Genomic DNA, 25,485 nt, shown 5'->3' with positions numbered 1-25,485 from the left:
ATCGCGTCTGAGGACGTAATTCTGGTTTGTCGGGCGGAATTGAAGAGAACGAAGAAGTCGCCAATATCCTACCTTCGTTCTCTACATATCCTTTTATTCGTTCCAGCCACGTTCGCGGCTAGCGTCTCCTTGATGACGGCTATCCGTGTGTGATCGGTGTTTATCCGTGGCTAAGCTTTTGAAGCCTTAACTCACCGGCACCACATCGTCGAGTGCCGCCACGATCTTCTCGACATTCTCTTCGTGAGCGCCGTGGCCCATCAAGCCAATCCGCCAGCACTTTCCAGCGAGTGCACCGAGCCCTCCGCCGATTTCTAGTCCGTGTTCCTTTAGCAGCTTGGCACGCGCACCAGCCTCGTCCGTGACGCGTGCGGGGATGCGAATTAAGTTGAGTTGCGGCAGTGAGTTCTTCGGGTCCGAGGCGTACTCGAATCCGCGCTCGGCGAGTTCGCCTTTGAGCTTCTCGTGCACTCGCCGGTGGCGGCTGATGCGATTCTCCAGTCCTTCTTCGAGCACAAGCCGGAGAGCTTCGTGCAGCGCAAAGTTCATGTTCACGGGGGCCGTGTGGTGGTAGGCTCGATTGCCGCTCCAGTAGTTGCCTACGAGCGTTAGGTCGAGGTACCACGAGTTAACCTTCGACTTGCGGTTCTGCACTTTGTGCATGGCCCTTTCGGACAGCGTCACCGGCGCTAGGCCAGGTGGGCAAGAGAGGCACTTTTGCGTGCCGCTGTACGCCGCGTCGACGCCACGCTCGTCAATCTTCACCGGCAGTCCGCCGAGCGAGGTGACGCAGTCGAGAATTAACAAACCGCCATGCTTATGGACTGCCTCGGCGAGGCGATCCACGGGTTGATGCACGCCGGTCGAAGTCTCGGCGTGGACGATCATCATGATCTTCGGCTTGACCTCGTCGATCCTGGCGATCAGCTCGTCTTGATCGAATGCCTGGCCCCACTCGGCTTCGATGGTCTCGACTTCGCCGCCAGCGCGCCGGCACTTCTCGGCGAAGCGGCCACCGAAGACGCCATTGATCGCCACCAAGCACTTATCGCCCGGTTCGACCAGATTGTCCGCCAGCATCTCGGCGCCCGCGGATCCGGTGCCAGAGCAAGCGAGCGTCATCTCATTCTCGGTTTCAAACACCGCTTGCAGCATCTGGCGCACCTCGTTCATCACCCGCATGAACTCAGGGTCCATGTGGCCGATGCAGGGCTTCGAGAGGGCTTCGAGCACGGAAGGAGCCACCGGTGACGGGCCGGGCCCATGCAGCAAACGGGTGGGGAGATCGAGTGGCTTGGGGATTGTGGTCACGTTTATCGGTCCCAAAATAGGATTGAGTTGTCTGATTATTGGCCCAGTCGGCCATTGTAGATCGCACCGCCACGGGTGGCATAGTCGCGAAGTACTTGGGACGCATCCTCTCGCAAGATGCCCTCGATCACTTCGATGCCCCGCTCCTCGAGTGCTTGCACCCAATTCGCGGGCTTGGGGCCTTCGTCGAAGCCAATGGCCCGAGCGTCCACTTCTGTTGCACCGCATACAAGGCGTTTGATGCCCGCCCAAGGTGTTGCGCCGAAGCACATGCTGCACGGCTCGCAACTCGTTACAAGCTCGTGCCGGGCGAGGCCTTCGCCCCCGAGGTCATGAGACCCAAGGATCCGCTGAGCAATGGCGTAGGCGACCATCTCGCCATGCGCGCCCGACCATCCGGAGCTTACCACCACGTTCACGCCAGGAGCGACCAATCGGCCCGTGTCGAGATCGAACACCGCGGCACCAAACGGCCCGCCAGTCCCTTGCTCAATGTTCTGACGCGACAAGTCGATGGCTAGCCGCATTCGCTCTTGGGCCGTGGCGTAGACGTGGTCCGCGGGAGGAACGAACGACTCAACCCATTCAGGAAGTGCCAACTCAAACGTGGGGAATCGCGCCACGCGCGGCTCGATGCGGGATTCAGATTGCGGCATCCGACTCTCGTTGTCGCCTGACAGGTAGTGCATGCACGATTTTGCACCTGTGAGGATACCCCCGCGGCATGCGTACTGCTAGCGGCAAAACCTGCCGGTCGCTACTGCGCGTGTTCGGCGGAACTCGCCGCTAGCCCCCTTTCTCGCCGATAGCATGCGGCTGTGTGTGCTTGTAGCGGGCGAAGTCGTTTAAGTGCGGCGGCGACGAGACTTACGGGCTGCTGGCAAAAATCTTTGCCGCGTTTGGCACGCGCTCTGCTTAGAAGGTTGCCGTGTCCAATGGGGGGCGTGACGCTAGCAGTGATTGTGCAGTCATGCCATATGGGGTTTACATGTCGGCCGAAGGCGCCCAGGTGCAGCAACAGCGCCTGGAGGTGATCGCCAATAATTTGGCCAACGTTAACACCGTCGGGTTCAAGCCCGATGAAGCCTGCTTCCAGGCTAGGCTGTCCGAAGCGATTCAGCGCGGACAGGCCCTGTTCGGCGACCGCTCGGAGAATAACGTCGGCGGTGGCGTCAGCATGTTCGACACCACCACCGACTACAGCGCCGGGTCGCTTGCAACCACAGGCAATCCACTCGACCTGGCCATCGTCGGCGATGGGTTCTTCACCGTCCAGAACGAAGCCGGAGAAGTGCTGCTTACCCGTGCGGGCAACTTCACGCTGGATAGCGAAGATCGCCTGGTAACGACCGAGGGCATGCCGGTGCTCGACAGCGCCGGTGGCGAAATTACGCTCGACCCCACGCTCCCCTACGAGATTTCTCCCTCGGGGGAACTCTGGCAGGATGGTTCGAGCACCGAGCTTGGACTCGCCACGCCGAACTCGCTGGGCGACCTGGTGAAGATTGGCCAGAACCTATTCCGCCCGCTCGCCCCCATCTCCGAACTGGACCCCGACTACCGCGAAGTTCGCACCGGAGTGCTCGAAATGTCGGGCACCAATTCGACGCGACAGATGATGACCATGATCGAAACCACCCGGGCGTTCGAAGCCAACGTCCGCGTGATCCAGAATCACGACACCATGTCGACCAATTTGATTTCCAGAGTGTTGCAAGGGTAGTTCACACCGTTCTCGTAACCACTGAGTCCCTCAGCCCCCAGCTTCTACCATGAGTGTTCAAACCCTTTACACCGCGGCCACCGGCATGCAGGCGCTCGAGACCAAGCTCGACGTCATCGCCAATAATATGGCCAACATCAACACCACGGCGTTCAAGCGCGATCGGGCGAACTTCGAAGACCTGTTCTACCGCCAAATTCGCTTGCCAGGTGCATTGAACACCGATGGTACTCGCACTCCGACCGGCATTGAAGTTGGTCTCGGTGTTCGGGTGGGTGGTACTCAAAGCGACTTCGAGCAAGGTGCTTTCCAAACCACCGAAAACCCGCTCGATATTGCCATCGAAGGCCAGGGATTTTTCCAGGTACAAGGCCCCAACAGCCAGATTCTGTATAGCCGGGCTGGCAACTTTGGCATCAACGCCGACAACGAGATGGTGATTGGCTCCGCTACCACCGGTTATCGCATCGAGCCCTCGATCAGCATTCCGCAGGAAGCCACGGGCATCGTCATCAGCCCCGATGGCAACGTGCAGTACAGTACCAACGACTCGCCGGACTTGCAGTCCGCGGGCTTCATCCAAATCGCGACGTTCGTGAATCCCGACGGCTTGGTCAAGCTCGGCGACAATCTCTACCGGCAGACCGAAGCCTCGGGCCAGCCGCAGCAGGGCAATCCAGGCGACCCTGGTTTTGGTCAGCTTCGCCAGGGCTTCCTCGAAGCGTCGAACGTCGAGCCGGTGAACGAGCTGATTGACCTGATCACTACTCAGCGGGCCTTCGAACTCAACAGCCAAGTGGTCCAAGCCGGCGACCAGATCATGCAGATCGTCGCCAACATTCGGCGGTAGCCACGAGTAAGCTTCTAAGTCTGTTACTTTTCTTCTACTGATTCACGCATGACCAAGCACTTCCCCATCCTCGCGACGCTCTCCTTAGCAGTGCTGCTCTGCAGCACCGCTGTGGCTGCCGACATCGTGCTTCGCGAGAAGGTAACGCCGGTCAAGTCGGTGATCGTCCTGGGCGACATCGCCGACGTTCAAGGTGTGTCCGAAGCCGAGGCCCAGCGCCTGTCGCTAACGCCGCTATGGGTAGCACCGCCGGTTGGTGAGAAGCGTTTCGTCTCGCGGCAGCAGGTTCGCGACGTACTGGTGAGCCGCGGCTATTCGGCGAGCGATTTGAGCGTCCAGGGTTCCCCACGCGTGACCATTGGCTGGGATCCGACGCCGAAGACAGCTATCCAATCTGTCGAGGCTACCGAGGCGCCGAGCGCTATCGCCAGCAACTCGATGGGCTTTCGCGTCCCGAGCACTGCCATGACGACGGGAACCAAGAGCACGGGGGTTCGTAAGGCCGGCCTGACCGAGGCCGAGCGGCAGCGGCAAACCGAAGCGGCTCGCGACGCCATCCTGCGCCATCTCGAAAACGAATCGCGTAAGTTCGGCCTGATCGAAATCGACTTCACCCTGATCGGCCGATTTGCCGACTTGGTGGCCGAACGCACCAGCGATATCACGGCATTTGGTGGCAAGTCACCGTGGACTGGCCGCCAGACCGTTACGCTTGCCTTCGAGACCGAGAAGGGCCCCGTCGAAGTGCCGCTGAGCGTTGAGGTCTTCGACCGCACGCCGGTGCTCGTGGCCAAGCGTTCGCTCATCCGCGGTCAACTGATCACGGCCGCCGACGTGGCCATCGAAACCCCTTCGCGTGACGCCCGCCCGTCGACCAATCAAGTTCGCATTCACTCGCTCGAAGACGCCCTAGGACGCGAAGCGGCTCGCAATGTACGTGAGGGCGAGATTGTCACCAACGACATGTGCGTCGCGCCGCAGGTGATCTCGCGGAACGAAATCGTCGAGGTCGTCTCGGCCAGCGGCGGCATCGTGATTCGCCGCCAGTGCAAGTCGACTGGCGACGCCCGGCTGGGTGATGTGGTGGAGGTCGAGCTTCTCGATTCGAAACAACGCCTGGTGGCTCGTGTGATGGGCCCCGGCAAACTCGCTACGCTCGGAAGTTCGCTGCAAAACGCCACCGCGCCCAATCCTGCTCCGGCCGGTTATCGCTAATCGCTTCAACTTTTCACGCCATCCGAATCGCATGAATCTTTACTCTTCAATCTGGTCCCTCGCTCTCCTGGCTGGGCTCGCCACGCTGGCGGCTGAGGTTCGCGCGCAGAGTGGCAGCCTACTTAACCAATCGATGGTGGATCAGAATGGCCAAGTGGTAGCGGGAACGCCGCTGACGCTCGAGCGAACTTCGTTCCTCTATCAGCCTGTCCCTCCCGAGGCGCAGCGTGAGGTTCGTCCTAATGACATTATCACCGTGCTAGTTGACTATCGCACCGTGATGAACAGCGATGGCATGGCGCAAGTTCGCAAGACCGGCAACTTCAATGCGGCGCTCGTCGAGTGGCTCGGCTTCGATGGCAAGGACATCTTCGCTGCCCCGCAGACACGTGGCGATCCCACCATTGGTGGCCAGCTCAACAGCAACATGCGGGCACAGACGCAGCTCGATACGGCCGACGCCTTGATCTTCCGTATCGCCGCCACGGTGGTCGACATTCGCCCCAACGGCAACCTAGTGATCGAAGCCCATCGTCGCGTTACGAACAACGAAGAAGTGTGGCTCCAGTCGCTCACGGGCGTTGTGGCCCGCCAGTTTGTGATGCCCGACCGCACGGTTCGGAGCGATCACATCGCCGAGCTGACCATCGACAAACGGGAGATGGGCCAGGTCCGCGACTCGATGAGCCGTGGCTGGATCGGCAAGTGGTACGGCAAGTACAAGCCGTTCTGATTCCTGCCGACGACACCGCCCACGCAAACTAACCCACGCTACTGGATCGAATCGATGCTTTTTCAATCTTCCACTCTCCGAATCTTCGCCACGCTGCTAATCGGCGTGGTCGTGGCATCGCTGGCTAGCAACGGTGTGGCTGAAACTCGGCTGCGGAACATCTGCCGCCTCAAGGGCCAGGAAGAGAACACGCTGCAAGGCCTTGGGCTGGTGGTCGGCCTCAACGGCACGGGCGAAGCCAACGACCGTACCACCATGGACGCCATTGCTCGCGTGCTCGAGCTGCTTGGTAGCCCCGTCGGTGCTCGTGCTCATATGGATCCGGCAGCCATCGACGAACTGAAGAAGATCAAGAACGCCGCCCTGGTGATCGTGACGGCGAGGGTTCCCGGCACCGGCGCTCGGAGCGGCGAGCAGCTCGACTGCATGGTTTCCGCCCTCAACGGCAAGAGCATCTACGGTGGCCAGCTGGTGTTCGCCGCGCTCCGTGGACCCAACCCACAGGACCTCCAGATCTACGCATTGGCTTCGGGTTCGATCAACGTCGAAGACTCGGATGTCCCCACGGTCGGCCGAGTTCACAATGGCTGCCAGATGCAGGCCGATGTTCGCACGCCTTTCTACCTGGAACGCGACGGGGCCAAGTACATCACTCTGGTGCTCGATCGCAACCACGCAAGCTTCCACACCGCGGCCAACGTCGCCTCGAGCATTCGCGAAGATTACAGCGGCTACTACGGCGATGGCATGCGGCTGACTCAGAACGGCCAAACGATGGAGAATCAGTTCGTTCGCGCCGTCGACGCGACCAACATCGAAGTTCGCATCCCAGCCGCCTACTCCGACGAGCCCGTTCAGTTCGCTTACGAAGTCCTCGAAAAGGTGATCAGCGAAGAAGATGCCGAAGCTCGCGTGGTGATCAACAAGCGGACTGGCACCGTGGTAATTAGTGGCGATGCACGCATCGGCGACGTGGTTGTGGTTCACAACAATATCGTGGTCGAGGCCGGCATCGCGGTGGAGTTCACCGCCCTGGCCGACAGCGAATCGGCGAACCCCAGCCTCGAACGCCTGGTGCAGCAACTCTCGGCCCTCAAAGTGACCGACGCCGAAATCATCGAGATCATCCAGCGAATTAACGTGGCGGGCAAACTGCACGCCAAGCTGATCGTCGAGTAAGCCAACCACTTCGTTCCCCCCAACGAAAACCAACACCATGAACATCGCCTCGACGCTTGCCTCGAACACCGCTACGCAAGATCACAACTTCCCCAAGGTCAAATCCTCGGCGGATCGCTTTCGCGATGCCTCGAAAGAGACCCCTAAGTCCGTGGCCGATGCGCAAAAGGTCCACGATAAGTTCTCGGAGTTCGTCGGCGAGGCGTTCTATGGCCAGATGATGAAGTCGATGCGATCGACGGTTGGTAAGCCGGCTTACTTCAACGGTGGTCGCGGCGAGGAAGTGTTTCAGGGTCAGCTCGACCAGCAGATGGCTCAAGAGTTTGCTCGCCAGTCGGGCGATCGATTTGCCGAGCCGATGTTCGAACAACAGTTCCCCCACCACGCCAAGATCCTTCGCGAAGCCAAGCAGCAGACCGGTGCAAACTCGCTCGACAACCTGAACAGCCTCCGCCGCTTCTAATTCGCCAACACGACACCATCGCCGACACCGCGACCTCCTTAACAGCGAATCCGACATGACGACGCAACTCGAACACGAACCCACCGCCACCGAAGACTGGGAACCCCGCATCAGCGGGCTGCTATCCACCCTGTCGGCGGTGCAGGGCGACCTGCTCGCGCTGCTTGGCGAGAAACGCCAGGCACTGGCGGCGGGGGAGTTTCAACTGATGCCGTCGTTCACGGCCCGCGAGGCCGAACTCGTCGCACGGCTCGAAGCATGTCATGCACAGCGGCAGGATCTACTCGTTGCCGCGGCTCGCGAAGGGTTGCCTTCCACTAGCGTGGCGTCGCTTGCCGAGTCGCTGCCATCGGAGCAACGCGGAACGCTGAGCACGAGTGTCGAACAGGCTCGCCGCCAAAGTCGACTGCTGCAGCATCACAGCCTTACGAACTGGGTGGTAGTGCAACGCACGCTCATTCACCTGTCGCAAATGATTGAAATCATCGCCACCGGCGGCCGCATGCGAAACACTTACGGCCGCGGTGCCCAAGCCACGAGCAGCGGTGCCCTGGTCGACCAGCGTGCCTAATCCGCTCCAGCCCCCAGCCCCGAACCCTAGCCCCTTCTTTTAACCATGTCTCTCTTCAGCTCCATCCAACTGGCGAGCAACACGCTGCAGGCGATGCAAATCGGCTTGCACGTGGTGGGCAATAACATTGCCAACGCCAACACGCCGGGGTACGTCCGCGAGGACGTGATCTACTCCCCCGCGCCGGTGCAGAAGAAAGGCGACTTGGTGCTCGGCCTAGGCGTAACGGTCGACGGCATCGTCCAGAAGGTCGATCGGTTCCTGCAAGAGCGCTTGCGAAACGCCAGCAGCGATCGCGCCAACGCCACCGTGCAGGAGCAAGCGTACGTCGATCTCGAGCAAATCCTTGGCGAGCTCTCCGATACCGACCTCAGCACGTCGTTCACCAATTTCTTCGGAGCCGTCGAGCAGGTGCTCAACGTCCCTGATGATCTTTCGAACCGCAATCTAGCCGTGCTCGCGGGGCAGACGCTGGCTCGCGATTTCAATCGGATGTCGACGCGCACGGCCGACCTGCACGATCGGCTCGATATCCGTGTCAATCAGATCAGTGGCGAAATCAACAGCCTTTCGGAAGAGATCCGCAAGTTGAATTTGCAGATCACTGCCATCGAGGGGGGCGGGCTGTCGAAAAGCGATGCGGGTGGTCTTCGCGTGCAGCGCGACACGGCAGTGGCTAAGCTAGCCAACTTGGCGGACGTCAAGGTGGTAGAGCAGACTACCGGCGCGCTCACCGTCACCATCGGCGGCGAATTCGTCGTCACCGATGGCATCCGCCGCGAAGTCGAAGCGGTGAACAACAAAGACAACGGCCGTAACGCGACTACCATCCATTTTGTGGACACGGGCGTGAAGCTCGCGGTTACCGGTGGTGAGTTGCGTGGTTTGTTTGCGGCCCGCGATGAGATCGTCGGCGGAGCCTTGAAGCAGTACGACGACATCGCCAGGACGCTGGCTTTTGAGTTCAACAAGCTGTACTCACAGGGACAGGGCCTGGTCGGGTTCAATCAAGTCACTAGCGCCGACACGGTGCTTGACATCAGTGTGCCGCTCGACGAAGCGGGCCTAGCGTACACGCCGGTGAACGGCTCGTTCAACATCGTGGTCCGCAACACGGCGACCAACAACGAAGTCACCCACACCATACAAATCGATCTCAACGGCCTCGACGACGATACGTCGCTCGAAGACCTCGCCGCGCAGATTTCCGCGATCACCGGCATCACAGCGACAGTTACGCCAGCCCGCGGGCTCTCGATTGCCAGCAGTGCTGCCAATACCGAGTTCGCGTTCGCCGGTGATACCAGCGGGGTGCTCGCGGCGCTCGGCATCAACTCGTTCTTCACGGGCTCGACCGCAGCGACACTCAGCGTCAATCAGAACCTGCACGGCATCGACAACGCTAGGCGTTTCGCTGCAAGCCTTGGTGGCGTCTCAGCCGACGCGCGAAATGCCGAGCGGCTCGTGGAGTTCTATACCCGGCCGCTTGAGGCGATCGGCGGGGCATCGATCTCCGATAAGTACAATCAGCTCGCCAACGGCATCGCGCAAGGCTCCGCCGCCGCGAAAGCCGTTGCCGGAGGGTTCCGCACCTTTGAAGCAACGCTCGATGGCGAAGTGCAAGCACTCAGCGCCGTGAACATCGATGAGGAAGCGGTGAAGATGATCCAACTCCAACGCACCTATCAAGCCTCGGCCCGATACATACAGACGATCTCCGAGATGCTCGACATGCTGGTGAACTTGTAGAGGCGATTAGCGGGCAGTGGGTAATGGGCAGTGGGCAGTGGGTAGTGTGAACTTCGGTGTTTGGAGTTGACTCCGTACTTCTTGATTCGTCATTCGTCATTCTGATTTTTAGCCATGGCCATTCTTCCGATACCAACGACGCGGGTAAGCGACCTGCTGGCGAGCAATCGCCTAACGCAGCAGCTCCAGTCGGATCAATTGGCGTTGCTGCGCGTGCAGACGCAAATCAGTACCGGCCGGCGAGTGATCTCGCCCAGCGACGACGCCCCCGCCTCGCTCAGGGCGATGAATCTTCAACGCATCCTTGAGCGCAAGCTTCAAACCCAGACGAGCCTTCGCGACAGCGTCCTCTTCCTGGGGCAAGCGGAGAAGTCGGTCAACGAAGTGACCAACATTCTCAACAGCATCAAGTCCGAAGCCCTCGGCGTCGACTCGACGCTCGCCACAAGCCAGCAACGCCAAGCCGTGGTCGACCAGATCGACCGGGCGATCGAGCAACTCGTCAACATCGGCAATAGCAAGTTCCGCGAACGCTATCTGTTCGCCGGGTCGAAGTCGGAGTCGCAGCCCTACGACTACGCCGGTGGCATGGTCGCCTACAACGGCAACGAGAGCCACCTGCGAAGCTACGTCGACATCGGCTTCCTGTACGAGACCAATATCCCTGGTGGCGAAGTCTTTGGTGGCATCAGCCAACAAGTGCTCGGTACCGCTGATCTCAATCCGCACCTCACGCGGGGGACGTCCGTCGATCAGATCAACGGCGGCGCGGGCATGGCACGCGGGGCGGTCGAGATCACCTACGTCAATTCGCTCAACCAAACCACTTCGAAAGTGGTCGACCTTTCGAATGCCGCGACGATGGACGATGTCGCCCGGTACCTGCAGGCCGGCGTGCCGGAAGGGTCGGGAATTACAGTCGAACTCACCGGCACAGGGCTAACGCTGTCGACCGCGTCGCCGGGCGATCGCGTGTGGGTCCGCGAAGTGGGCGAAGGCCGCGTGGCCCGCGACTTGGGCATCTATACCACCGCGCCGCAAACCACGCTCGTCGGCACCGACATTACGCCGACCCTGCAAAAAACCACCAAACTCGCCGATCTTCTAGGCACCAAGGCTCAAGCAACCTTCACCAATGGCGGAGCGAACAACGACTTCTTCGTTACCGCTACGCAGAATGGTACTCGCGTCGATCCCAGCGATCCGCTTTCCGATCCGCTTAACGGCGTGACCGTCCAATTCGCAAGCGGCGGAACGGCGGGAAGCGAGACCGCGGTGTACGACGGGTCGGCGGGAACGCTTACCGTGACCATCCAGCCCGGCGAAACCACCGCCGCGCAAGTTGTAGCAGCGATCAACAACGAAGCCTCGGGGTTGTTCAAGGCCCAGGTCGACTTCCGCGACTCCACTGCCGCTGACGCGGCAGGGCAGGGGCTCGTGGGACTCACCAACACGGCCGTGACGGCGGGCGGCAGCGGCGAGTCGCTGGACCAAACCTCGGGGCTGCTCGTAAGCAACGGTGGCCAAACCGTAGCGGTCGACATCAGCCAAGCCCAGACGGTCGAGGAGCTGCTGAACATCCTGAACCAAGAAGAGCTCGGCCTTCAGGTCGAAATCAATGAAGCAGGTACCGGCATCAACATCCGCTCACGATTGAGCGGCGCCGACCTGACGATCGGCGAGGTCTCCGGTGGACGCACCGCAAGCCAACTCGGCGTCCGAACGCTGAACGCCGAGACGTCGCTGTCGGGCTTCAACCGCGGACTCGGTGTGATGCCCGATGGAGTGACGAAGTTCACCATCGAACTCACCACGGCCAGTGTGCCGACGGCGTACGAGATCGATATTGAAGGTGCGACGACGGTCCAGGACGTAATCGACGCGATCGCCACGCAGACGGGCGGAGCGGTTACCGCCGGCATGGTAGCGAGCGGCAATGGCCTACAGCTTACCGACACGACGACCGCCGACTCGATGCGCGTGACCGGACAGGTCGCCGAGCTCTTGGGCTTTTTCGAAACTGGCGAGGGCGAAGCCACCAGCACCACCGGCTCGCTCAGTTCGGGCGACCGCCACACGCTCGAAACGAGCAGTGTGTTCAACACGTTGATCCGGCTGCGCGAGGCCTTGCTCTCGGAGGATTACCCCGCGATCGGCCGCGAAATCGAGGCCATCGACGCCGACCTCGACCGAGTGAACTTTGCCCGATCCGAACTGGGCGCCCGGCTGCAAAGCTTGCAGACGGTCGAGTACCGGCACCAGGACGACGAAGTCGCCATTCGTAGTGCGCTGTCGAACGAGATCGAGGTCGACCTTACCGCGGCGATCACTGAGTTCACCCAGCGGCAGTACGCAATGCAAGCATCGCTCAAGGTAGCCGGCAACATGCTACAGATGACGCTGCTGGACTTCATTTAGTGAGGGGAAGTGGGCGGTGGGCAGTCAGCAGTGGGCGGTAAGCGGTAGGTGCTGTGAATTCGGCATAACGTACAGGGCACGTAGTAGTGAGCAGAACTTCGGCTATTAGAAGCGACCGCCCACTGCTGACTGCCCACCGCCTACAACTTCCCACTGCTCACCGCGTACTTTACCCAGGTCCACCTGGGCCGGTTTTTGTGATTTGTCTTGCTGTGCCGGCCGATGGAGTTATGCAAGCGCCGTACGTGGCGCGGTGTTCTTGATTGCTGCTATCCGCAACTCGTTGGGAGTAGGCGATGTACGTGATGACTACCCGCTTTGGAAATGTACCCATCGAGCCGACCGACGTGTTGCGTTTCGACCAAGGCCTGATTGGCATGGAGATGTGCCGCGAGTGGGTGCTGCTGGCCGACAACACCAACGGCGCGCTCGCTTGGCTACAGTCGCTCGATCGGGCGGAGGTGGCGCTCGCGGTGGTGAGCCCCCGCCGTTTCGTGAAGGACTACCAGGTCCGAATCAGCACTCGCGACGTTGCCCCCTTGGGCGTGTCGACTACCCGCGACCTACAAGTGCTGGCGATCCTCAATCGCCACGAGGACACGCTGACGCTGAATCTCAAGGCACCGATTGTCATCAATCTGGCAACGAGCCGCGGACGCCAAGTCGTCGCGAAGAACGACCACGAGGTGCAGTACGTCCTCGGCGCGACCATCCCCATGCGGCGTTCGGCATAATCGAGGCCTTCCGCCTTGCGTCGGTTTGCCGTGCGCCAGTGGTAGGAAAGTCACAATCCGTACCTCTACGGGGTGATTGCAGATCTCAGTGCGTGGCATCCGAAGAAGCAGGACAGGCAAATAGTCGCGCCAGCACTCGGACGTGCTGCTAGGGAGCAGTCACGGCGGAGGTTGGTTGTTGGCCCTGCCAACTCGTATTCTTCAACCACTGCCCGCCACCCTTTAGAGAATGCCTGCACGCCAGGCGGCGCGGACCCACCCGCGAAGGAGCTCCCCATGTTGGTCCTATCACGACAGCGCGACGAAAGCATCATCATCGGCGACAATGTCGTTGTGACCATCGTCGACGTGCGGGGCGATAAGGTTCGGCTGGGCATCGAAGCCCCGATCGAGATCTCGGTGCATCGCCAGGAGGTCTACGAGGCCATTCAGCGCGAAAATCGCAAGGCCGCCGAGATCAAGACCGAAGACGCCCAGCGTCTGCCCAAGCAATCGTAACGATTGCCTTAGGGAGTAGTTTTCGATTCCGCGGCGGATATTCCATTCGTGGGATGTTTTGAAGCTTACGCCTGCGGTTTAGGCTCTTCTGTCAGCTATTCAGCACTCGCTCGGTTCGCGGCGACATCTTCGCTGCATGAACGGCTTCACCGGGTTGCGGATCGAGGGGTTGCGGTTCAAGTCCGCAAGCCAGCACTGCAAGCCCCTCGCTACAAGTTTTAGCGTTTGTAGCGGTTAGGAGATGCCTGGTTCGCGAGTTGGCTCAATTTCGACCAACTCCCATAAAGCACCCAAATTGTCAGGTCGATAGCTGTGGGTAGATCGTACGGACACTTCCGTGCCATCGCTGGCCGTCGCACCCACCGTAGCGCGAGGCAGCCCACCAAGCCAAGTGGCAGAAAAGTCAAATTTCTCCACACGCGCACAAAACGCAACCTAGTGTTGCTCAGCATGTAGGCACCGCGCCTAGGTGCGAAGTGACCAATACAAGAGACAGGCCGGGGTCGTTCGCTCCCCATCCATCCAACCGTCCAAGTCCGGTCCAACGTCAAAACAATTTTTGTTTGTTTAAGGGGTGTCTGCAATGACTCGTATTAACACCAATGTGAGCTCGCTCGTCGGCCGCAACAACCTGAATCGGGCCAATGCCAGCTTGCAGCAGTCCCTAACGCGGTTGAGCACCGGTCTTCGCATCAACACGGGTAAGGACGACCCGGCTGGTTTGATCGCCAGCGAAAACCTGCGTAGCGACATCACCTCGATTAGCCGCGCCATCAGCAATACCGACCGTGCCAACCAGGTGATTGCCACCTCGGACAGCGCCCTTGGTCAGGTGTCCTCGCTGCTCAACGATATTCGCGGTCTGGTGACCGAGTCGGCGAACGCCGGTGCCCTGTCGGACGAGCAGATTGCTGCTAACCAGCTTCAGCTCGACTCGTCGCTCGAAGCCCTGAACCGCATTTCCCAAACCACCACGTTCCAGGGACGCCGTCTGCTTGATGGCAGCCTCGACTTCCTGACCTCAGCCGGTTCGAACTTCGGTAGCATCTCGGACCTGAAGATCGATCAGGCTAACCTCGGTGCAACAGGCTCCGTGTCGGTCAATGTCAATGTCACCGCTGCCGCGACTCAGGCTCAGGTCGATGTCACGTCGATTCCCGCCGCCGTGACTGGCGTCGCCGCCAGCACGACGGCCACGTTCACGAACGCAGCCACGGAGGCCTCTGGTGCCGTTGCCCTCGACACTGCTGGTCCGTCCGGCTTCACTCTGACTGCCGCCGCAGCTGGTCCTGCCGCCGGCGCTGAGGGCAATGGCGCGGTGAACATCGTCATCGCCGATGGCGCGGTTGAAGGCACTGTCTACGACGACACCACGAACACGCTGACAGCCACCGTCGACATCACCGGTGGTAACAACACCACGGCCGACTTGTATGCGGTGATCAACGCCGGCACCGATTTCGTAGCCTCGGCCATCACCGGCGGTACGGAAACGATTTCCACCTCGGAGACCGGCACGGGTACGCTCGCTGGCGGTCGCGACGCCGGCACTCGAGTGATCACCATCACCGCCGCCGAGACTGGCGCCTCATTCAACGGCAAGACAGTAACGATTGCCGAATCGGCTTCCGTGACTGCCGGTGCCCCCACGGCTACTGTCGATGGTTCGGGCAACATCACGGTGACGGTCAACGACACCGCGGACACCGATCTCGATGATATTTCGACGGCTATCAATGCCCTTGAAGACTACAACGCGTCGATCGACGTTGGCACGGGCGACGGTCTGTATAACCCGACGACGCAGACGCCTCCCGTTGTCGCCAACACGGCAAGCGGCGTTACCGCCTCGGGTGGTATCTCGGCCGACGTGGTTCTTGAACTCTCCGGTTCCGGCGGTGCAGAAATCCTCACCTTCGGTGCTGGCACCACTATCCAAGGCTTGGCCGACGGTATCAATCTAGTAAAAGATGCCACCGGCGTGGAAGCTGTTGTCAACGGCACGACCCTCGAATTGGTCTCTACAACCTACGGCACCGATTCGGTCGTCGACCTCCGCGTCATTAGCGAAGGTTCGGGTGCGACCCCAGCTGGCACGTTCACCACGGCCATCGCCGACGGTGAACGGCAGAACGGTTCCGATGTTGCCGCCACCGTCAATGGTGTCGTCGTCACGGGAAAGGGCAATGCCTTCTCAATCAACACAGCTAGCCTCGACATCAGCGGTTCGCTCACCGCGGGTTTCACGGGCACGGCTTCGTTCACGATTGACGGTGGCGGTGCCCTGTTCCAACTCGGTCCCGACGTCGTTTCCAATCAACAGGCCCGTCTGGGTATCAGCAGCGTCAACACGGCCGCCCTCGGTGGCGTAAGTGGAAAGATGTACCAGCTCGGAACTGGCAACGATGCTTCGCTGTTGGAAGACGCGACCAAGGCTGCCTCGATCGTTCGCGAAGCCATCGATCAGGTGACGTTGCTTCGCGGTCGATTGGGTGCTTTCCAGCGGACCACTCTGGAAACCAACAAGAACGCCCTGAACGACACGCTGACCAACCTAACCGAAGCTGAAAGCGCGATCCGCGACGCCGACTTCGCCGCTGAAACGGCCGAACTCACTCGCTCGCAGATTCTGGTTCAGTCCGGTACACGAGTTCTCGCGATCTCGAACCAGAACCCGCAGAACGCCTTGGCTCTCTTGGGTTAAGCGACTAGCGGAAATTGAAAACAATATGACCGATCCGGTTCGCAAGAACCGGATCGGTTTTTTTGTAGCTACGCATTTCCAGGGTGAGCCGGGGCGTCCCCGCCCCCGGAAACTTCGCCCCTCGACGGCCTCTCAAAACTCAAACCAATCCGGGGCCGGGGTCGGCCCGGTTCACACAGCGGTAGCCGGCATCTCACCAACTGCCACTCACGAGCTACACCTTGCCTGGTCGATACATTCGATAGGGGTTTTCTCTGCAATGTGCTAGCACTACGCGCACGCCGCGTGAGGTAACCTTCCAAAGCCACGGCGGTCGTGGGGCAGCGTTTGCAATTCGAGCGTGTGGTCGATGTCGCAGATTCAATCCAACGTTGGTCTGATTACCGGTATCCCGATTCAGGAGACCGTCGATCAACTTATGGCGCTGGCCGCCAGGCCACGCGACACGCTGTCCAATCGCACCAAGGCCCTCGGCGCCGAGCGAACCGCCCTCGATCAACTCGGCGGGCTGCTGCTCGGCTTTCGGTTCTCGGCCACCAGCATGAGCTCGGCGTCGCTCTACTCGGCGACCAAGGCCACGTCGAACAACACCAGCCTGCTGACCGTTACGGCGAAGACCTCGCCGCCGCCGCAGGCAGGCACCTACTCGTTCACGCCGCTGCAAAAGGCGACGACGCACCAAGCCGTAAGCAGCAGCTTCAGCGATGTGGCGAGCCAACTGAGTACCGGCACCTTCCGCATCGGTGTTGGCGGTCAGGTCGATCGCGGTGTGAAGCTCACTGAACTCAACTCCGGCCAAGGCGTACCTCCGGGTAAGATTCGCATCACGGATCGCAGCGGGGCATCGGCCGAGATCGACTTGCGGACGGCGCTTTCCATCGACGATGTGCTCGACGCCATCAACTCCAGCGTCGACGTCGATGTCACCGCGACCGTCGAGGGGGATTCGATCAAGCTGACCGACAATTCGGGCGGCACTGGAAATTTGCGCGTTAAAGAGGTCGGACTTGGCACCACCGCGGCCGCGCTTGGACTTGCCAGCGTCAACGTCGCTGGCAACGTAGCCACCGGCACCGATATCTACTCGCTGCACTCGGGGACGCTGCTAAAGTCGCTCAACGATGGCGCTGGCGTGCAGATTCACAGCGTGGGCGACGTGCTTTCCATCACCACGGCCGATGCAACCGAACTCACCGTCAACGTCAGCGGCAAGAAGACGTTAGGTGAGGTAGTCGCTCTGATCAACGCGGCGGACAACACCCGCCTCACGGCGGCGATCTCCGCAGACGGTCGACGGTTGGAACTCAGAGACCTGACCACCGGTAGCGGGACCTTCGAAGTCACGAGCACCGGCACGATCGCCGACGACCTCGGCATCAGCGGTGACGCTGTCGGGGGCGTCATCACCGGTCGTCGGCTTGCCTCAGGCCTTCGCGACACGCTATTGAGCTCGCTGAACGGCGGTGCGGGCGTCGGCGAGCTCACCTCGCTCAACATCACCGACCGCGCGGGTGGTGCGCCCGTGAACGTCGACCTGTCCTCTGCCGAGACGCTGAGCGACGTGGTCGACCTGATCAACGACTCGGCGGCGAACGTCACCGCGGCGATCAATAGCTCGCGCAACGGCATTGTGATCGAGGATACCTCCGGAGGCACCGGCAACCTGATTATTGCCAGCAGCGACAACACGGCCGCGAGCCTCGGCATCGAAATCGACGACCAAGTGGCTTCCATCAACTCAGGCAGCCTCAACCGCCAGGTGATCAGCCACTCGACCCTGCTTGCCGACTTCAATGGCGGCAAAGGGGTGAAGCTGGGCGACTTCCGCATCACCGACTCCAGCGGTGCCCAAAGCGCCGTGAGCCTCAACGACGTCGGCAGCGAAGCCGAGACCATCGGCGACGTGCTCGATAAGATCAACTCGCTGTCCATCGGCGTCGAAGCCCGAATCAACGACTCGGGCGACGGCATCCTGATCACCGACACCGCCGGTGGCACCGGCAAGCTCACCATCGCCGAAATCGGCGGCGGCCGTGCGGCCAAGGACCTCCGGATCCTTGCTGAATCGTCTGCCACGAACGAAGGTGGCCAGCAAGTCATCGATGGCCGCACCAGTTTCGAAGTCGATCTGAGCACGCTCGAACTACCTGACAGTGTCGCCCTGAGCACGCTGAACAACGGCAACGGCATCTCACTCGGCACGTTCAGGGTCACCGCCGCGAATGGCGAGTCGTTTGCGGTCGTGCTCAACAAGCCCGGCCAGGAAGCGTTTAGCGTCGACGATGTGATCGACAAGATCAACGCCGCTGCCACCGAGAAGGGCATTAACGTCACCGCCAGCCTCAACACGGCGGGAACCGGCATTCGCATTCTCGACACCACGGTCGGCAATGGCACGCTGAAGGTCGAAGACCTAGGCAGTGGCACCGCCGCTGCGCAGTTGCTGCTGACCACCGCCTCGACCAAATCCCTCGTCGGCACCCAGTCCATCGACGGCCGAGGGCTGTTCGCCGCCCAGGATCAAAACCAAGATGCCCTAGGCGTCCTGGTGCAAGCGATCAACGACTTCGGCGGCGGATTCACCGCCAGCACGTTCTTCGATGGCAGCGGCTACCGCCTGTCGATCACGTCGAAGGAAACCGGCGCGGCGCAGGAACTCACCATCGACACGTCGGACGCTAACTTCAGCATCGCCGAAGCCACCCGGCCTCGCGATGCGGTGCTGCAATTCGGCAACTCATCGGCCGGCGGCATTGTCGTCAGCGCGGCGAAGAACCAGTTCGACAACGTGGTGCCGGGCTTGACGATCAACGTCGCCAAGGCCTCGAACGACTCCGTGACGGTGGACGTGACGCAGGACACCTCGAAGCTCACCACCGCGGCTACCAGTTTTGTCGACTCGTTCAACTCGCTGCGAACGACCATTCAACAGCTGACGTCGTTCGACGCCGAGGCGCAAACGACCGGTCTGTTGTTCGGTCGCAATGAAGTGCTCCGCATCGAAACAGACCTAGCCCGCATACTGTCGGGTCGGTTCACGAGCAGCCCCAGCGTTCGGTCGCTGGAAGGGCTCGGCATCAGCCTGAACGACGAAGGCAAGCTCGAGCTCGACACGGCGCAGTTCAACGAAGCAATCACCAACAGCCCTGGCGAGGTCGAGCGATTCTTCAACGTCGATGGCGTTGGCGTTGTCGATCAATTGACGAAGGCCATCGACCAACTCGCCGGCGAAGAGACGTCGCTCATCGCCCGTCGTTACGATGCGCTGACCTCGACCATCGACGCTAACAACGCCCGCATCGAGACGATGAATAAGTCCCTCGAACGCGAACGCGAGCGGACGCTGCTCGAGTTCTACCGCCTAGAAGAGACGATCGCCAAACTCCAAGGCAACACCGGTTCGCTAGAAGCCATCCAGTACATCCCACCTATCGGCCGTAGCAACTAACCTGACTGCGGACCTCGCCACCATCATCCACGGAAGGATTCATCATGGCCACGACCAATCCGAGCAAGCACCTCGAAGCCAAGATCAAGACCGCGTCGAGCGCTCAGTTGCACCTGATGCTCATCGAAGGCGCCCTGCGGTTCACGATGAAGGCGCAGCAGGACCTCGAAAAGAACAACGAGGGTCACGCCAACGAGGCGATGGTCCGTGCGATCGACATCGTCGGCGAGCTGCTAGCCGGCGTGAAGGGTGGCCAGACCGAAATCAACGCCAAGCTCGCCGATCTCTACCTCTACCTGTTCCACACGCTGACCTCGGCCTACGTCAATACCGACGCCACGAAGCTGGCCGATGTGGTGCGGGTGCTTGAATTCGAACGCGAAACCTGGCGCCTCGCCTGCGAGCGCGTCCACGCCCCGCAGTCGACCGCCGTCCCCTCGCCGGTCATTGCCCAGCACGTGGCGATGCCCGCGCCGGCCCAGGGGTTCTCGTTCGAGGCTTGAGCCCGTAAGGAATAGAGCGTGATTTGAGGCTATGTGAGCCGGGCCGTCCCCGGCCCCGGACCTGCTGCGCTAACGGCACGCTTTCTACCGCCACTCGAAAAATCCCGCTCCGCCGGGTAGGCTGGACGCTTTCCAACCTCCCGCACGCGGTCACCGAGAGAACGAGAGAGCGATGCCGGCCACCAAGCAGCAAATTCGCGTGGGCCACAGCCCCGATCCCGACGACGCCTTCATGTTCTATGCCCTGGCAAAGGACAAAATCGATACTGGCGACCTCGAGTTCACCCACGAACTGGTCGACATCGAGACCCTCAACCAGCGGGCTTTCAGCGGTGAGCTCGAACTCACTGCGGTGAGCATTCACGCCTACGCGTTCCTGATGGACAAGTACATGCTCTGCACCTGCGGCGCGAGCATGGGCGATGGCTACGGGCCGATGGTGGTGGCCAAGACCGAGATGCCGCTCAGCGAAGTCGCCAACAAGACCATTGCGGTCCCCGGCAAGCTCACCAGCGCGTTTCTCGCCCTGCGGCTTTGCCTGGGGCAGGATTTTGATTTCGTGCTGGTGCCGTTCGACGAGATCATCCCCGCCGTCGTGGCCGGCGAGTACCAGGGCCAGCCGATCGACGCGGGGCTGATCATTCACGAAGGCCAGCTCACCTACGGCGACCAGGACCTCAAGCTGATTGTCGACCTTGGCGTCTGGTGGCAGGAAGAAACCGGCCTGCCGCTCCCGCTCGGCGCGAATGCGGTCCGTAAGGACCTGGGCGACCAGACCATCCGCGAAGTGCAGCGGCTGCTCAAGGCCAGCATCGAGTACGGCCTCGATCATCGCCAGCCCGCGCTCGAATACGCGCTGCAATACGGGCGGGATCTCGACAACGCCAAGGCCGACAAATTCGTCGGCATGTACGTCAACGACTGGACGCGTGACTTCGGAGATCGCGGTCGCGCTGCAGTCGCCGAGTTCCTTCGCCGCGGATACGAGGCGGGAGTGCTCCCCCAAGCGGTAGAACCGGAATTTGTGGACGGTTAGGTCCAGAATTCCCTCGCTAGGGGGATTCCCGTATTTGCCAGCCGTTGGACGCGCTATCAAAACCGACCTAAGTTTTGGGTAGGAGAGATTCACTTCTCTTCTACCCCTTTTCGTTTCGGTCCCACTTCTTTTCCACCGCGTTGGGGCACCTAGGTCGTGCCCTCCGAAAAAGGCAAACCTGTCGCGAGGCAGGGACGCAAAGCCGTGGGTCTCTCTATGCACCAGAGAGACTGCCTGGTTACCGGACAAAAATGCAGAACCGTCCGAGTCCGGACAGCAGGCATGCCATGCATACGCTTCCAGGCAGAGTACGTCGCTACGCGACCAACTCCGACGTCCCGTTCCGCCTTTTGCCTTGCGGAGACACGACAGCCGTTATGGCTACCGATGTCCGTTCGCACTGGCAGCACCTGGTTCAGGTGCTCGAAGATCCGCAGGACGAGCTGCCGGAGTACCAACCCGCCATTCCTCCCACCCACGGCGGGTGATCGCACCGGCGGTTCGTCCAACCAAGTGAGAGATAGACCCGGCCGACGAAGGCAAGCAGTCCCCCCCAATACGCTTGCACACTCGCCGGGTCTATCTCCTATTTCATCTGGCTTGTGAGCCGGGTCGTCCTCGACCCCGGACCGCGCTGCGAGCGGGTGACTATCTCAAAATCCGTTTGCCCCTTTCCGGCAAACTATGTTAGGCTCCCAGGGTCGACGCCGACCCCGACGCACCAGGAGCCTAGCGAAATGCCCCGCCAGCGAACCCTAGCCGCCATGTTGGTCTGCGCCTTCGCTTGCATTTCCGCCGCGAGCGCCCAAGCCGACACCTGCGCCGGCCACCGCAGTTTCTACATGGGGTACAGCTACGGAATGCCCCACAGGGCGTCGATTCCGTTCGCCGGCCAGATGAACCCCCGCTACGCGAATAGCGCGCACGCCACCGGACCGGTCTTCCGTTCGGGGCCCACGGATTACTTAGCGCGACAGAACGCGATGGCGGCACAGCAAGCATTAATCGCTCAGGCGTCGGCACGCACCGAGCGAGTCACGTACGCCTCGGACATCGAATTGCTCGACGAGCCCCCGACCGACGATGTCGACGGAGTCGATAGCCAGAACCAAGCCGAGCAGCCAGAGGGCGTCTCGCCCGACTACCCCGGCCAGTTCGCCGCCGCAGAGACCGACACCGCACCCGCTCGCCGGCCGCAGCCCCTGCGTACGGCGTCGCGACCCCGCCCTGCACGCCCAGTGGGCCAGGGTGCCTTCCACGCCGCGGCGTCGCCCGAACTCGCTCGGGCCCTTGGCCACGCGTTCTAGCGCAACGGCGCGAGCCGTCCGGCAACTCTGGGCGCAAGCCGTCCAGCCGAGCTCTCGGTGCGCCTCAAATCGCTAGCGCCAACTCGCCGATACTTGCTCTTCCGCCCCAAATATCACCCCTAGCCCACTTCGCCGGGGGCCAGTATACTGCCGGGCTAGCAAAATTTTTGCAGATCGTAATCAAGGATCGTGGCCATGGCCAAAAAGAGCGGCAAGCGTAAAAAGAAAGTTGAAGTCGTATTCCTCGTGTGCGAGGAAACGGGTGATTACAACTACACCATTCGTCGTAAGACGGGAGGCGAGAAGCTGAAACTCAAGAAGTTCTGCCCTCGCTTGCAGCGCCACACCATCCACAACGAAAAGAAGAAGTAAACCGGTGCGACGGCTTCCGCCCCGCCGCGCAACGTGCGCCGCGGGGAATTGGTTCCTCCCCCGCGTTTACTCCTTCTCTCATGCCCAAAGAATGGCGCATCGCGACGTACGACCTGGCGGTGGTCGATCGGCTTGCGCGGGCTGCCCAGGTGCCTGAGATCGTCGCGCAATTGCTCATCGGCCGCGGCATCGACTGCCCGGACGCGGCGCGAAAATTCATCGACGCCAAGCTCAACGATCTTCGCGATCCCCACCTGCTCCCCGGCGTGACCGGGGCGGCCGAGCTGCTGTTCAAGGCGGCCAAGGATGGCCGGCGAATTATCGTCTACGGCGACTACGACGCCGACGGCATGACCGCTACCGCCATTCTGCTTCGTTGCTTCCGGCTGCTGCACGCCAACGTCGACTACTACGTCCCGCACCGACTCGAAGAAGGCTACGGGCTGAGCAACGAATCGCTCGACGAACTCGCCGCCCAAGGTGCCGAGTTCGTGGTGACCGTCGACAATGGCATCGCCAGCCTCGCCGAGGCCGACCACGCCCGCGAGCTTGGCATCCAGCTGGTCGTTACCGATCACCATCAAATGGCCGAACGGCTACCGGCTGCCGCGGCGATCGTTCATCCAGGGCTCCCGGGTAGCGACTATCCGTTCCTCGGTCTCTGCGGCGCGGCGGTCGCGTTCAAGCTCGCATGGGCCATTTGCCAACTCGCGTCGGGTGGTAACCGCGTCCAGCCCGCCATGCGGCAGTTCCTGCTCGAAGCCACCGGCCTCGCCGCGATTGGAACCGTCGCCGACGTGGTGCCACTGATCGACGAGAATCGCGCGATTGTCTGCAACGGCCTCCGCAGCCTCTCGGCAACGACTCTGCCTGGCATCATCGCACTCAAGCAAATCGCCTCGCTCGACAAGAAGCCGTACCTGGCCAGCGACGACATTGGGTTCGCGATCGGACCACGACTCAACGCGGCCGGGAGATTGGGCCAAGCGAATCTCGCCGTCGAACTGCTCTCGACCGACAGCGCCGAACGCGCCGTCGAACTCGCCAACTTCATCGAAGAGCTGAATCTCGAGCGTCAATCGGTTGAACGCAGCGTGCTGCTCGCCGCGCGCAAGCAAGCCAAAAAGTTCGACCCCCACAATTCACCGGCACTCGTCCTCGCCGATCACGGTTGGCACGCGGGCGTGATTGGCATCGTTGCCGGCAAGCTCGCCGAGCAGTACCATCGCCCGGTGGTGCTGATCTCGCAGGACAAACTTGGCGTGAAGCACGCGATGGGTTCGGGACGTAGCGTGCCGGGCTTCGACCTGCACCGCGCGTTCATCGACTGCGACGAGCACCTCGTCACGCATGGTGGCCACGCCGCGGCGGCTGGGCTTCGAATCGAAGATCGCTCGATCGCCGCGTTCCGCCAAAAGTTCTGCGAGGTGGCCGCCCAGCAACTCGCCGCCGCCGAGCAAAAGCCTCAGATCGACATCGATGCCGAAGCCCCGTTCGCCGTTCTCACTCGGCAAATCGTCGAAGGCATTGATCGCCTCGCCCCGTTTGGTTGTGGCAACCGCCGACCAATGATGTGCGCGTCCGACGTCCGCATCGCTGCCGAACCTCGCGTCATCGGCGCCACGGGGCGTCACCTTTCGCTCGAACTCGAGCAGCACGGCGTTCGTTTGCGTGCCGTAGCCTTCGGCGGCGGCGACTGGCTCGACGATTTTAAGCGAGTGAAAGGCGCCCCTATCTCCATCGCCTTCCACCCGGTCATCAACCAATTCCGCGGCCGAGTCAGCGTCGAGATGCACTTGGCGGATTGGCGAGAGGATTGACCAGCTGCATTGCCTCTGGACTTGGATTCCATTAGGCCTGGGATTTATCCCGGGTATGGGTGGTTCCCCGCGATGCGCTCCCGTTACTCCGCCCGGCGGCCACGCCGGGCGGAGTAACGGGGCCGAACCATCGCTGTGCCAGCCTTAACCCGGGATAAATCCCGGGTCTAACATGCCAGGCTGGGTGAAATCTACTAATTTGCAGCGGTTGCCCTATTAGGCCCGGCGTTTACGCCGGGTTACCCGGTGCGCAGTATAAAGCCAAGTAGGCCCGTTTACGGGCCTTAATCTCCTGCTGCACTTACGGGGGCAACCATTGTGTCGCGCAACTACTACAGTGAGATCAACCTCCACATCACTTGGCATAGCAAGGCAAGTGTTCCCCTGATAACTCCACGGCTCGAAGCTCGCGCTCATCATGTCCTCGTCGAGCGCGTCCGCGCGACGCCTGGTGTTTTTCTCCACGCCATCGGAGGCATCGAAACGCACGTGCATCTGGCAGTAACCGTCCCCCCAACGCTCGCTCCGAGCGAATGGATTGGTCAGCTCAAGGGCGGCTCGGCGCACGATGTGAATCAGCAATCTGAGACTCGTGATAAGGAGTTGGAGTGGCAAACTGGTTACGGCGTGGTGAGTTTCGGGACGAAGGATCTCCCGTGGGTGATTGAGTACATCCGTAAGCAGCGTGAGCATCACACGCGGGGAACGACGACGAAACGATTGGAATCGATCGAACACTTCGATGCGTGAGCACATGCCCCTAAAGGGGCAGCAGAGGCTTTTTATGGATCGCCAACCCGGCGTAAACGCCGGGCCTAAGAAAACGCCGCCAATTGTTACACCAACACTTG

Annotated in this window: 22 protein-coding genes and 1 riboswitch; of the genes, 20 read left to right on the top strand and 2 right to left on the bottom strand. The window is 61.2% G+C overall.

Going from position 1 to position 25,485, the window contains the following annotated elements:
* Positions 1 to 186: 186 nt before the first annotated feature.
* Together SH292x_RS16460 and SH292x_RS16455 are read right to left on the bottom strand one after the other, a co-directional pair.
* Positions 187 to 1,311: a pyridoxal-phosphate-dependent aminotransferase family protein gene (locus SH292x_RS16460; protein WP_442482101.1), complete on the bottom strand. Its 1,125-nt coding sequence runs from the start codon at positions 1,309 to 1,311 to the stop codon at positions 187 to 189.
* A gap of 35 nt (positions 1,312 to 1,346) precedes the next feature.
* A complete protein-coding gene (locus SH292x_RS16455) occupies positions 1,347 to 1,967 on the bottom strand; it encodes a nucleoside deaminase (protein WP_442482100.1) in 621 nt (206 codons plus the stop codon).
* 332 nt (positions 1,968 to 2,299) lie between these two features.
* On the opposite strand from SH292x_RS16455, the gene SH292x_RS16450 reads away from it, so the two are divergent.
* The 20 genes from SH292x_RS16450 (at position 2,300) to tnpA (ending at position 25,384) form a co-directional block, all read left to right on the top strand.
* Complete coding sequence (locus SH292x_RS16450; protein ID WP_442482099.1) at positions 2,300 to 3,034, top strand: flagellar hook-basal body protein; 735 nt, start codon at positions 2,300 to 2,302, stop codon at positions 3,032 to 3,034.
* A 49-nt stretch (positions 3,035 to 3,083) separates the two neighbouring features.
* Complete coding sequence (gene flgG / locus SH292x_RS16445; protein WP_442482098.1) at positions 3,084 to 3,884, top strand: flagellar basal-body rod protein FlgG; 801 nt, start codon at positions 3,084 to 3,086, stop codon at positions 3,882 to 3,884.
* A gap of 48 nt (positions 3,885 to 3,932) precedes the next feature.
* Complete coding sequence (flgA, locus tag SH292x_RS16440) at positions 3,933 to 5,099, top strand: flagellar basal body P-ring formation chaperone FlgA (RefSeq protein ID WP_442482097.1); 1,167 nt, start codon at positions 3,933 to 3,935, stop codon at positions 5,097 to 5,099.
* A 31-nt stretch (positions 5,100 to 5,130) separates the two neighbouring features.
* Entirely contained in the window at positions 5,131 to 5,832 is a 702-nt protein-coding gene (locus SH292x_RS16435; RefSeq protein WP_442482096.1) for a flagellar basal body L-ring protein FlgH, read from the top strand.
* 54 nt (positions 5,833 to 5,886) lie between these two features.
* Entirely contained in the window at positions 5,887 to 7,011 is a 1,125-nt protein-coding gene (locus SH292x_RS16430) for a flagellar basal body P-ring protein FlgI (protein WP_442482095.1), read from the top strand.
* 37 nt (positions 7,012 to 7,048) lie between these two features.
* Entirely contained in the window at positions 7,049 to 7,474 is a 426-nt protein-coding gene (locus tag SH292x_RS16425) for a rod-binding protein (protein WP_442482094.1), read from the top strand.
* Positions 7,475 to 7,529: 55 nt separating this feature from the next.
* Complete coding sequence (gene flgN / locus SH292x_RS16420; RefSeq protein ID WP_442482093.1) at positions 7,530 to 8,045, top strand: flagellar export chaperone FlgN; 516 nt, start codon at positions 7,530 to 7,532, stop codon at positions 8,043 to 8,045.
* Positions 8,046 to 8,090: 45 nt separating this feature from the next.
* Positions 8,091 to 9,794 carry a flagellar hook-associated protein FlgK gene (gene flgK, locus SH292x_RS16415; RefSeq protein WP_442482092.1) on the top strand — a complete coding sequence of 568 codons (1,704 nt, stop codon included), beginning with the start codon at positions 8,091 to 8,093 and terminating at the stop codon, positions 9,792 to 9,794.
* Between the two features lie 114 nt (positions 9,795 to 9,908).
* The gene (locus SH292x_RS16410; RefSeq protein WP_442482091.1) at positions 9,909 to 12,212 is read left to right on the top strand and encodes a flagellin N-terminal helical domain-containing protein; all 2,304 of its coding nucleotides are present in this window, start codon (positions 9,909 to 9,911) and stop codon (positions 12,210 to 12,212) included.
* 305 nt (positions 12,213 to 12,517) lie between these two features.
* Positions 12,518 to 12,946: a flagellar assembly protein FliW gene (gene fliW / locus SH292x_RS16405; protein ID WP_442482090.1), complete on the top strand. Its 429-nt coding sequence runs from the start codon at positions 12,518 to 12,520 to the stop codon at positions 12,944 to 12,946.
* A 276-nt stretch (positions 12,947 to 13,222) separates the two neighbouring features.
* Complete coding sequence (gene csrA, locus SH292x_RS16400) at positions 13,223 to 13,444, top strand: carbon storage regulator CsrA (RefSeq protein ID WP_442482089.1); 222 nt, start codon at positions 13,223 to 13,225, stop codon at positions 13,442 to 13,444.
* Between the two features lie 583 nt (positions 13,445 to 14,027).
* Positions 14,028 to 16,148: a flagellin N-terminal helical domain-containing protein gene (locus tag SH292x_RS16395; RefSeq protein WP_442482088.1), complete on the top strand. Its 2,121-nt coding sequence runs from the start codon at positions 14,028 to 14,030 to the stop codon at positions 16,146 to 16,148.
* Positions 16,149 to 16,497: 349 nt separating this feature from the next.
* Complete coding sequence (gene fliD, locus SH292x_RS16390; protein WP_442482087.1) at positions 16,498 to 19,596, top strand: flagellar filament capping protein FliD; 3,099 nt, start codon at positions 16,498 to 16,500, stop codon at positions 19,594 to 19,596.
* Between the two features lie 44 nt (positions 19,597 to 19,640).
* Positions 19,641 to 20,099 (top strand): flagellar export chaperone FliS, encoded by a 459-nt coding sequence (gene fliS / locus SH292x_RS16385; protein ID WP_442482086.1) that lies wholly within the window; start codon positions 19,641 to 19,643, stop codon positions 20,097 to 20,099.
* A gap of 172 nt (positions 20,100 to 20,271) precedes the next feature.
* Positions 20,272 to 21,135, top strand: a complete 864-nt coding sequence (locus SH292x_RS16380; RefSeq protein WP_442482085.1) for a menaquinone biosynthesis family protein — start codon at positions 20,272 to 20,274, stop codon at positions 21,133 to 21,135.
* Between the two features lie 161 nt (positions 21,136 to 21,296).
* Positions 21,297 to 21,381: riboswitch (cyclic di-GMP riboswitch) on the top strand.
* Between the two features lie 41 nt (positions 21,382 to 21,422).
* Complete coding sequence (locus SH292x_RS16375) at positions 21,423 to 21,623, top strand: hypothetical protein (protein WP_442482084.1); 201 nt, start codon at positions 21,423 to 21,425, stop codon at positions 21,621 to 21,623.
* A gap of 249 nt (positions 21,624 to 21,872) precedes the next feature.
* Positions 21,873 to 22,442 carry a hypothetical protein gene (locus SH292x_RS16370; RefSeq protein WP_442482083.1) on the top strand — a complete coding sequence of 190 codons (570 nt, stop codon included), beginning with the start codon at positions 21,873 to 21,875 and terminating at the stop codon, positions 22,440 to 22,442.
* Between the two features lie 195 nt (positions 22,443 to 22,637).
* Positions 22,638 to 22,814, top strand: coding sequence for a 50S ribosomal protein L33 (gene rpmG / locus SH292x_RS16365; protein ID WP_442482082.1), 177 nt, complete (start codon positions 22,638 to 22,640; stop codon positions 22,812 to 22,814).
* Positions 22,815 to 22,894: 80 nt separating this feature from the next.
* Positions 22,895 to 24,634: a single-stranded-DNA-specific exonuclease RecJ gene (gene recJ, locus SH292x_RS16360; RefSeq protein WP_442482081.1), complete on the top strand. Its 1,740-nt coding sequence runs from the start codon at positions 22,895 to 22,897 to the stop codon at positions 24,632 to 24,634.
* Between the two features lie 318 nt (positions 24,635 to 24,952).
* Positions 24,953 to 25,384, top strand: coding sequence for an IS200/IS605 family transposase (gene tnpA / locus SH292x_RS16355; protein WP_442482080.1), 432 nt, complete (start codon positions 24,953 to 24,955; stop codon positions 25,382 to 25,384).
* The last annotated feature ends 101 nt before the right edge of the window (positions 25,385 to 25,485 follow it).

Source organism: Aeoliella fuhlenseeensis, from assembly GCF_052161615.1.
In the GTDB taxonomy this organism is placed as follows: Bacteria; Planctomycetota; Planctomycetia; order Pirellulales; family Lacipirellulaceae; genus Aeoliella.
The sequence above is the reverse complement of the archived record's forward strand: the minus strand, read 5'-3'. Positions and strand labels throughout refer to the sequence as shown.

Coding starts and splice junctions, on each gene's coding strand:
- SH292x_RS16455 (WP_442482100.1), bottom strand. CDS start 1,967: ATGCCGCAATCTGAATCCCGCATCGAGCCGCGCGTGGCGCGATTCCCC.
- SH292x_RS16450 (WP_442482099.1), top strand. CDS start 2,300: ATGTCGGCCGAAGGCGCCCAGGTGCAGCAACAGCGCCTGGAGGTGATC.
- flgG (WP_442482098.1), top strand. CDS start 3,084: ATGAGTGTTCAAACCCTTTACACCGCGGCCACCGGCATGCAGGCGCTC.
- flgA (WP_442482097.1), top strand. CDS start 3,933: ATGACCAAGCACTTCCCCATCCTCGCGACGCTCTCCTTAGCAGTGCTG.
- SH292x_RS16435 (WP_442482096.1), top strand. CDS start 5,131: ATGAATCTTTACTCTTCAATCTGGTCCCTCGCTCTCCTGGCTGGGCTC.
- SH292x_RS16430 (WP_442482095.1), top strand. CDS start 5,887: ATGCTTTTTCAATCTTCCACTCTCCGAATCTTCGCCACGCTGCTAATC.
- SH292x_RS16425 (WP_442482094.1), top strand. CDS start 7,049: ATGAACATCGCCTCGACGCTTGCCTCGAACACCGCTACGCAAGATCAC.
- flgN (WP_442482093.1), top strand. CDS start 7,530: ATGACGACGCAACTCGAACACGAACCCACCGCCACCGAAGACTGGGAA.
- flgK (WP_442482092.1), top strand. CDS start 8,091: ATGTCTCTCTTCAGCTCCATCCAACTGGCGAGCAACACGCTGCAGGCG.
- SH292x_RS16410 (WP_442482091.1), top strand. CDS start 9,909: ATGGCCATTCTTCCGATACCAACGACGCGGGTAAGCGACCTGCTGGCG.
- fliW (WP_442482090.1), top strand. CDS start 12,518: ATGACTACCCGCTTTGGAAATGTACCCATCGAGCCGACCGACGTGTTG.
- csrA (WP_442482089.1), top strand. CDS start 13,223: ATGTTGGTCCTATCACGACAGCGCGACGAAAGCATCATCATCGGCGAC.
- SH292x_RS16395 (WP_442482088.1), top strand. CDS start 14,028: ATGACTCGTATTAACACCAATGTGAGCTCGCTCGTCGGCCGCAACAAC.
- fliD (WP_442482087.1), top strand. CDS start 16,498: ATGTCGCAGATTCAATCCAACGTTGGTCTGATTACCGGTATCCCGATT.
- fliS (WP_442482086.1), top strand. CDS start 19,641: ATGGCCACGACCAATCCGAGCAAGCACCTCGAAGCCAAGATCAAGACC.
- SH292x_RS16380 (WP_442482085.1), top strand. CDS start 20,272: ATGCCGGCCACCAAGCAGCAAATTCGCGTGGGCCACAGCCCCGATCCC.
- SH292x_RS16375 (WP_442482084.1), top strand. CDS start 21,423: ATGCATACGCTTCCAGGCAGAGTACGTCGCTACGCGACCAACTCCGAC.
- SH292x_RS16370 (WP_442482083.1), top strand. CDS start 21,873: ATGCCCCGCCAGCGAACCCTAGCCGCCATGTTGGTCTGCGCCTTCGCT.
- rpmG (WP_442482082.1), top strand. CDS start 22,638: ATGGCCAAAAAGAGCGGCAAGCGTAAAAAGAAAGTTGAAGTCGTATTC.
- recJ (WP_442482081.1), top strand. CDS start 22,895: ATGCCCAAAGAATGGCGCATCGCGACGTACGACCTGGCGGTGGTCGAT.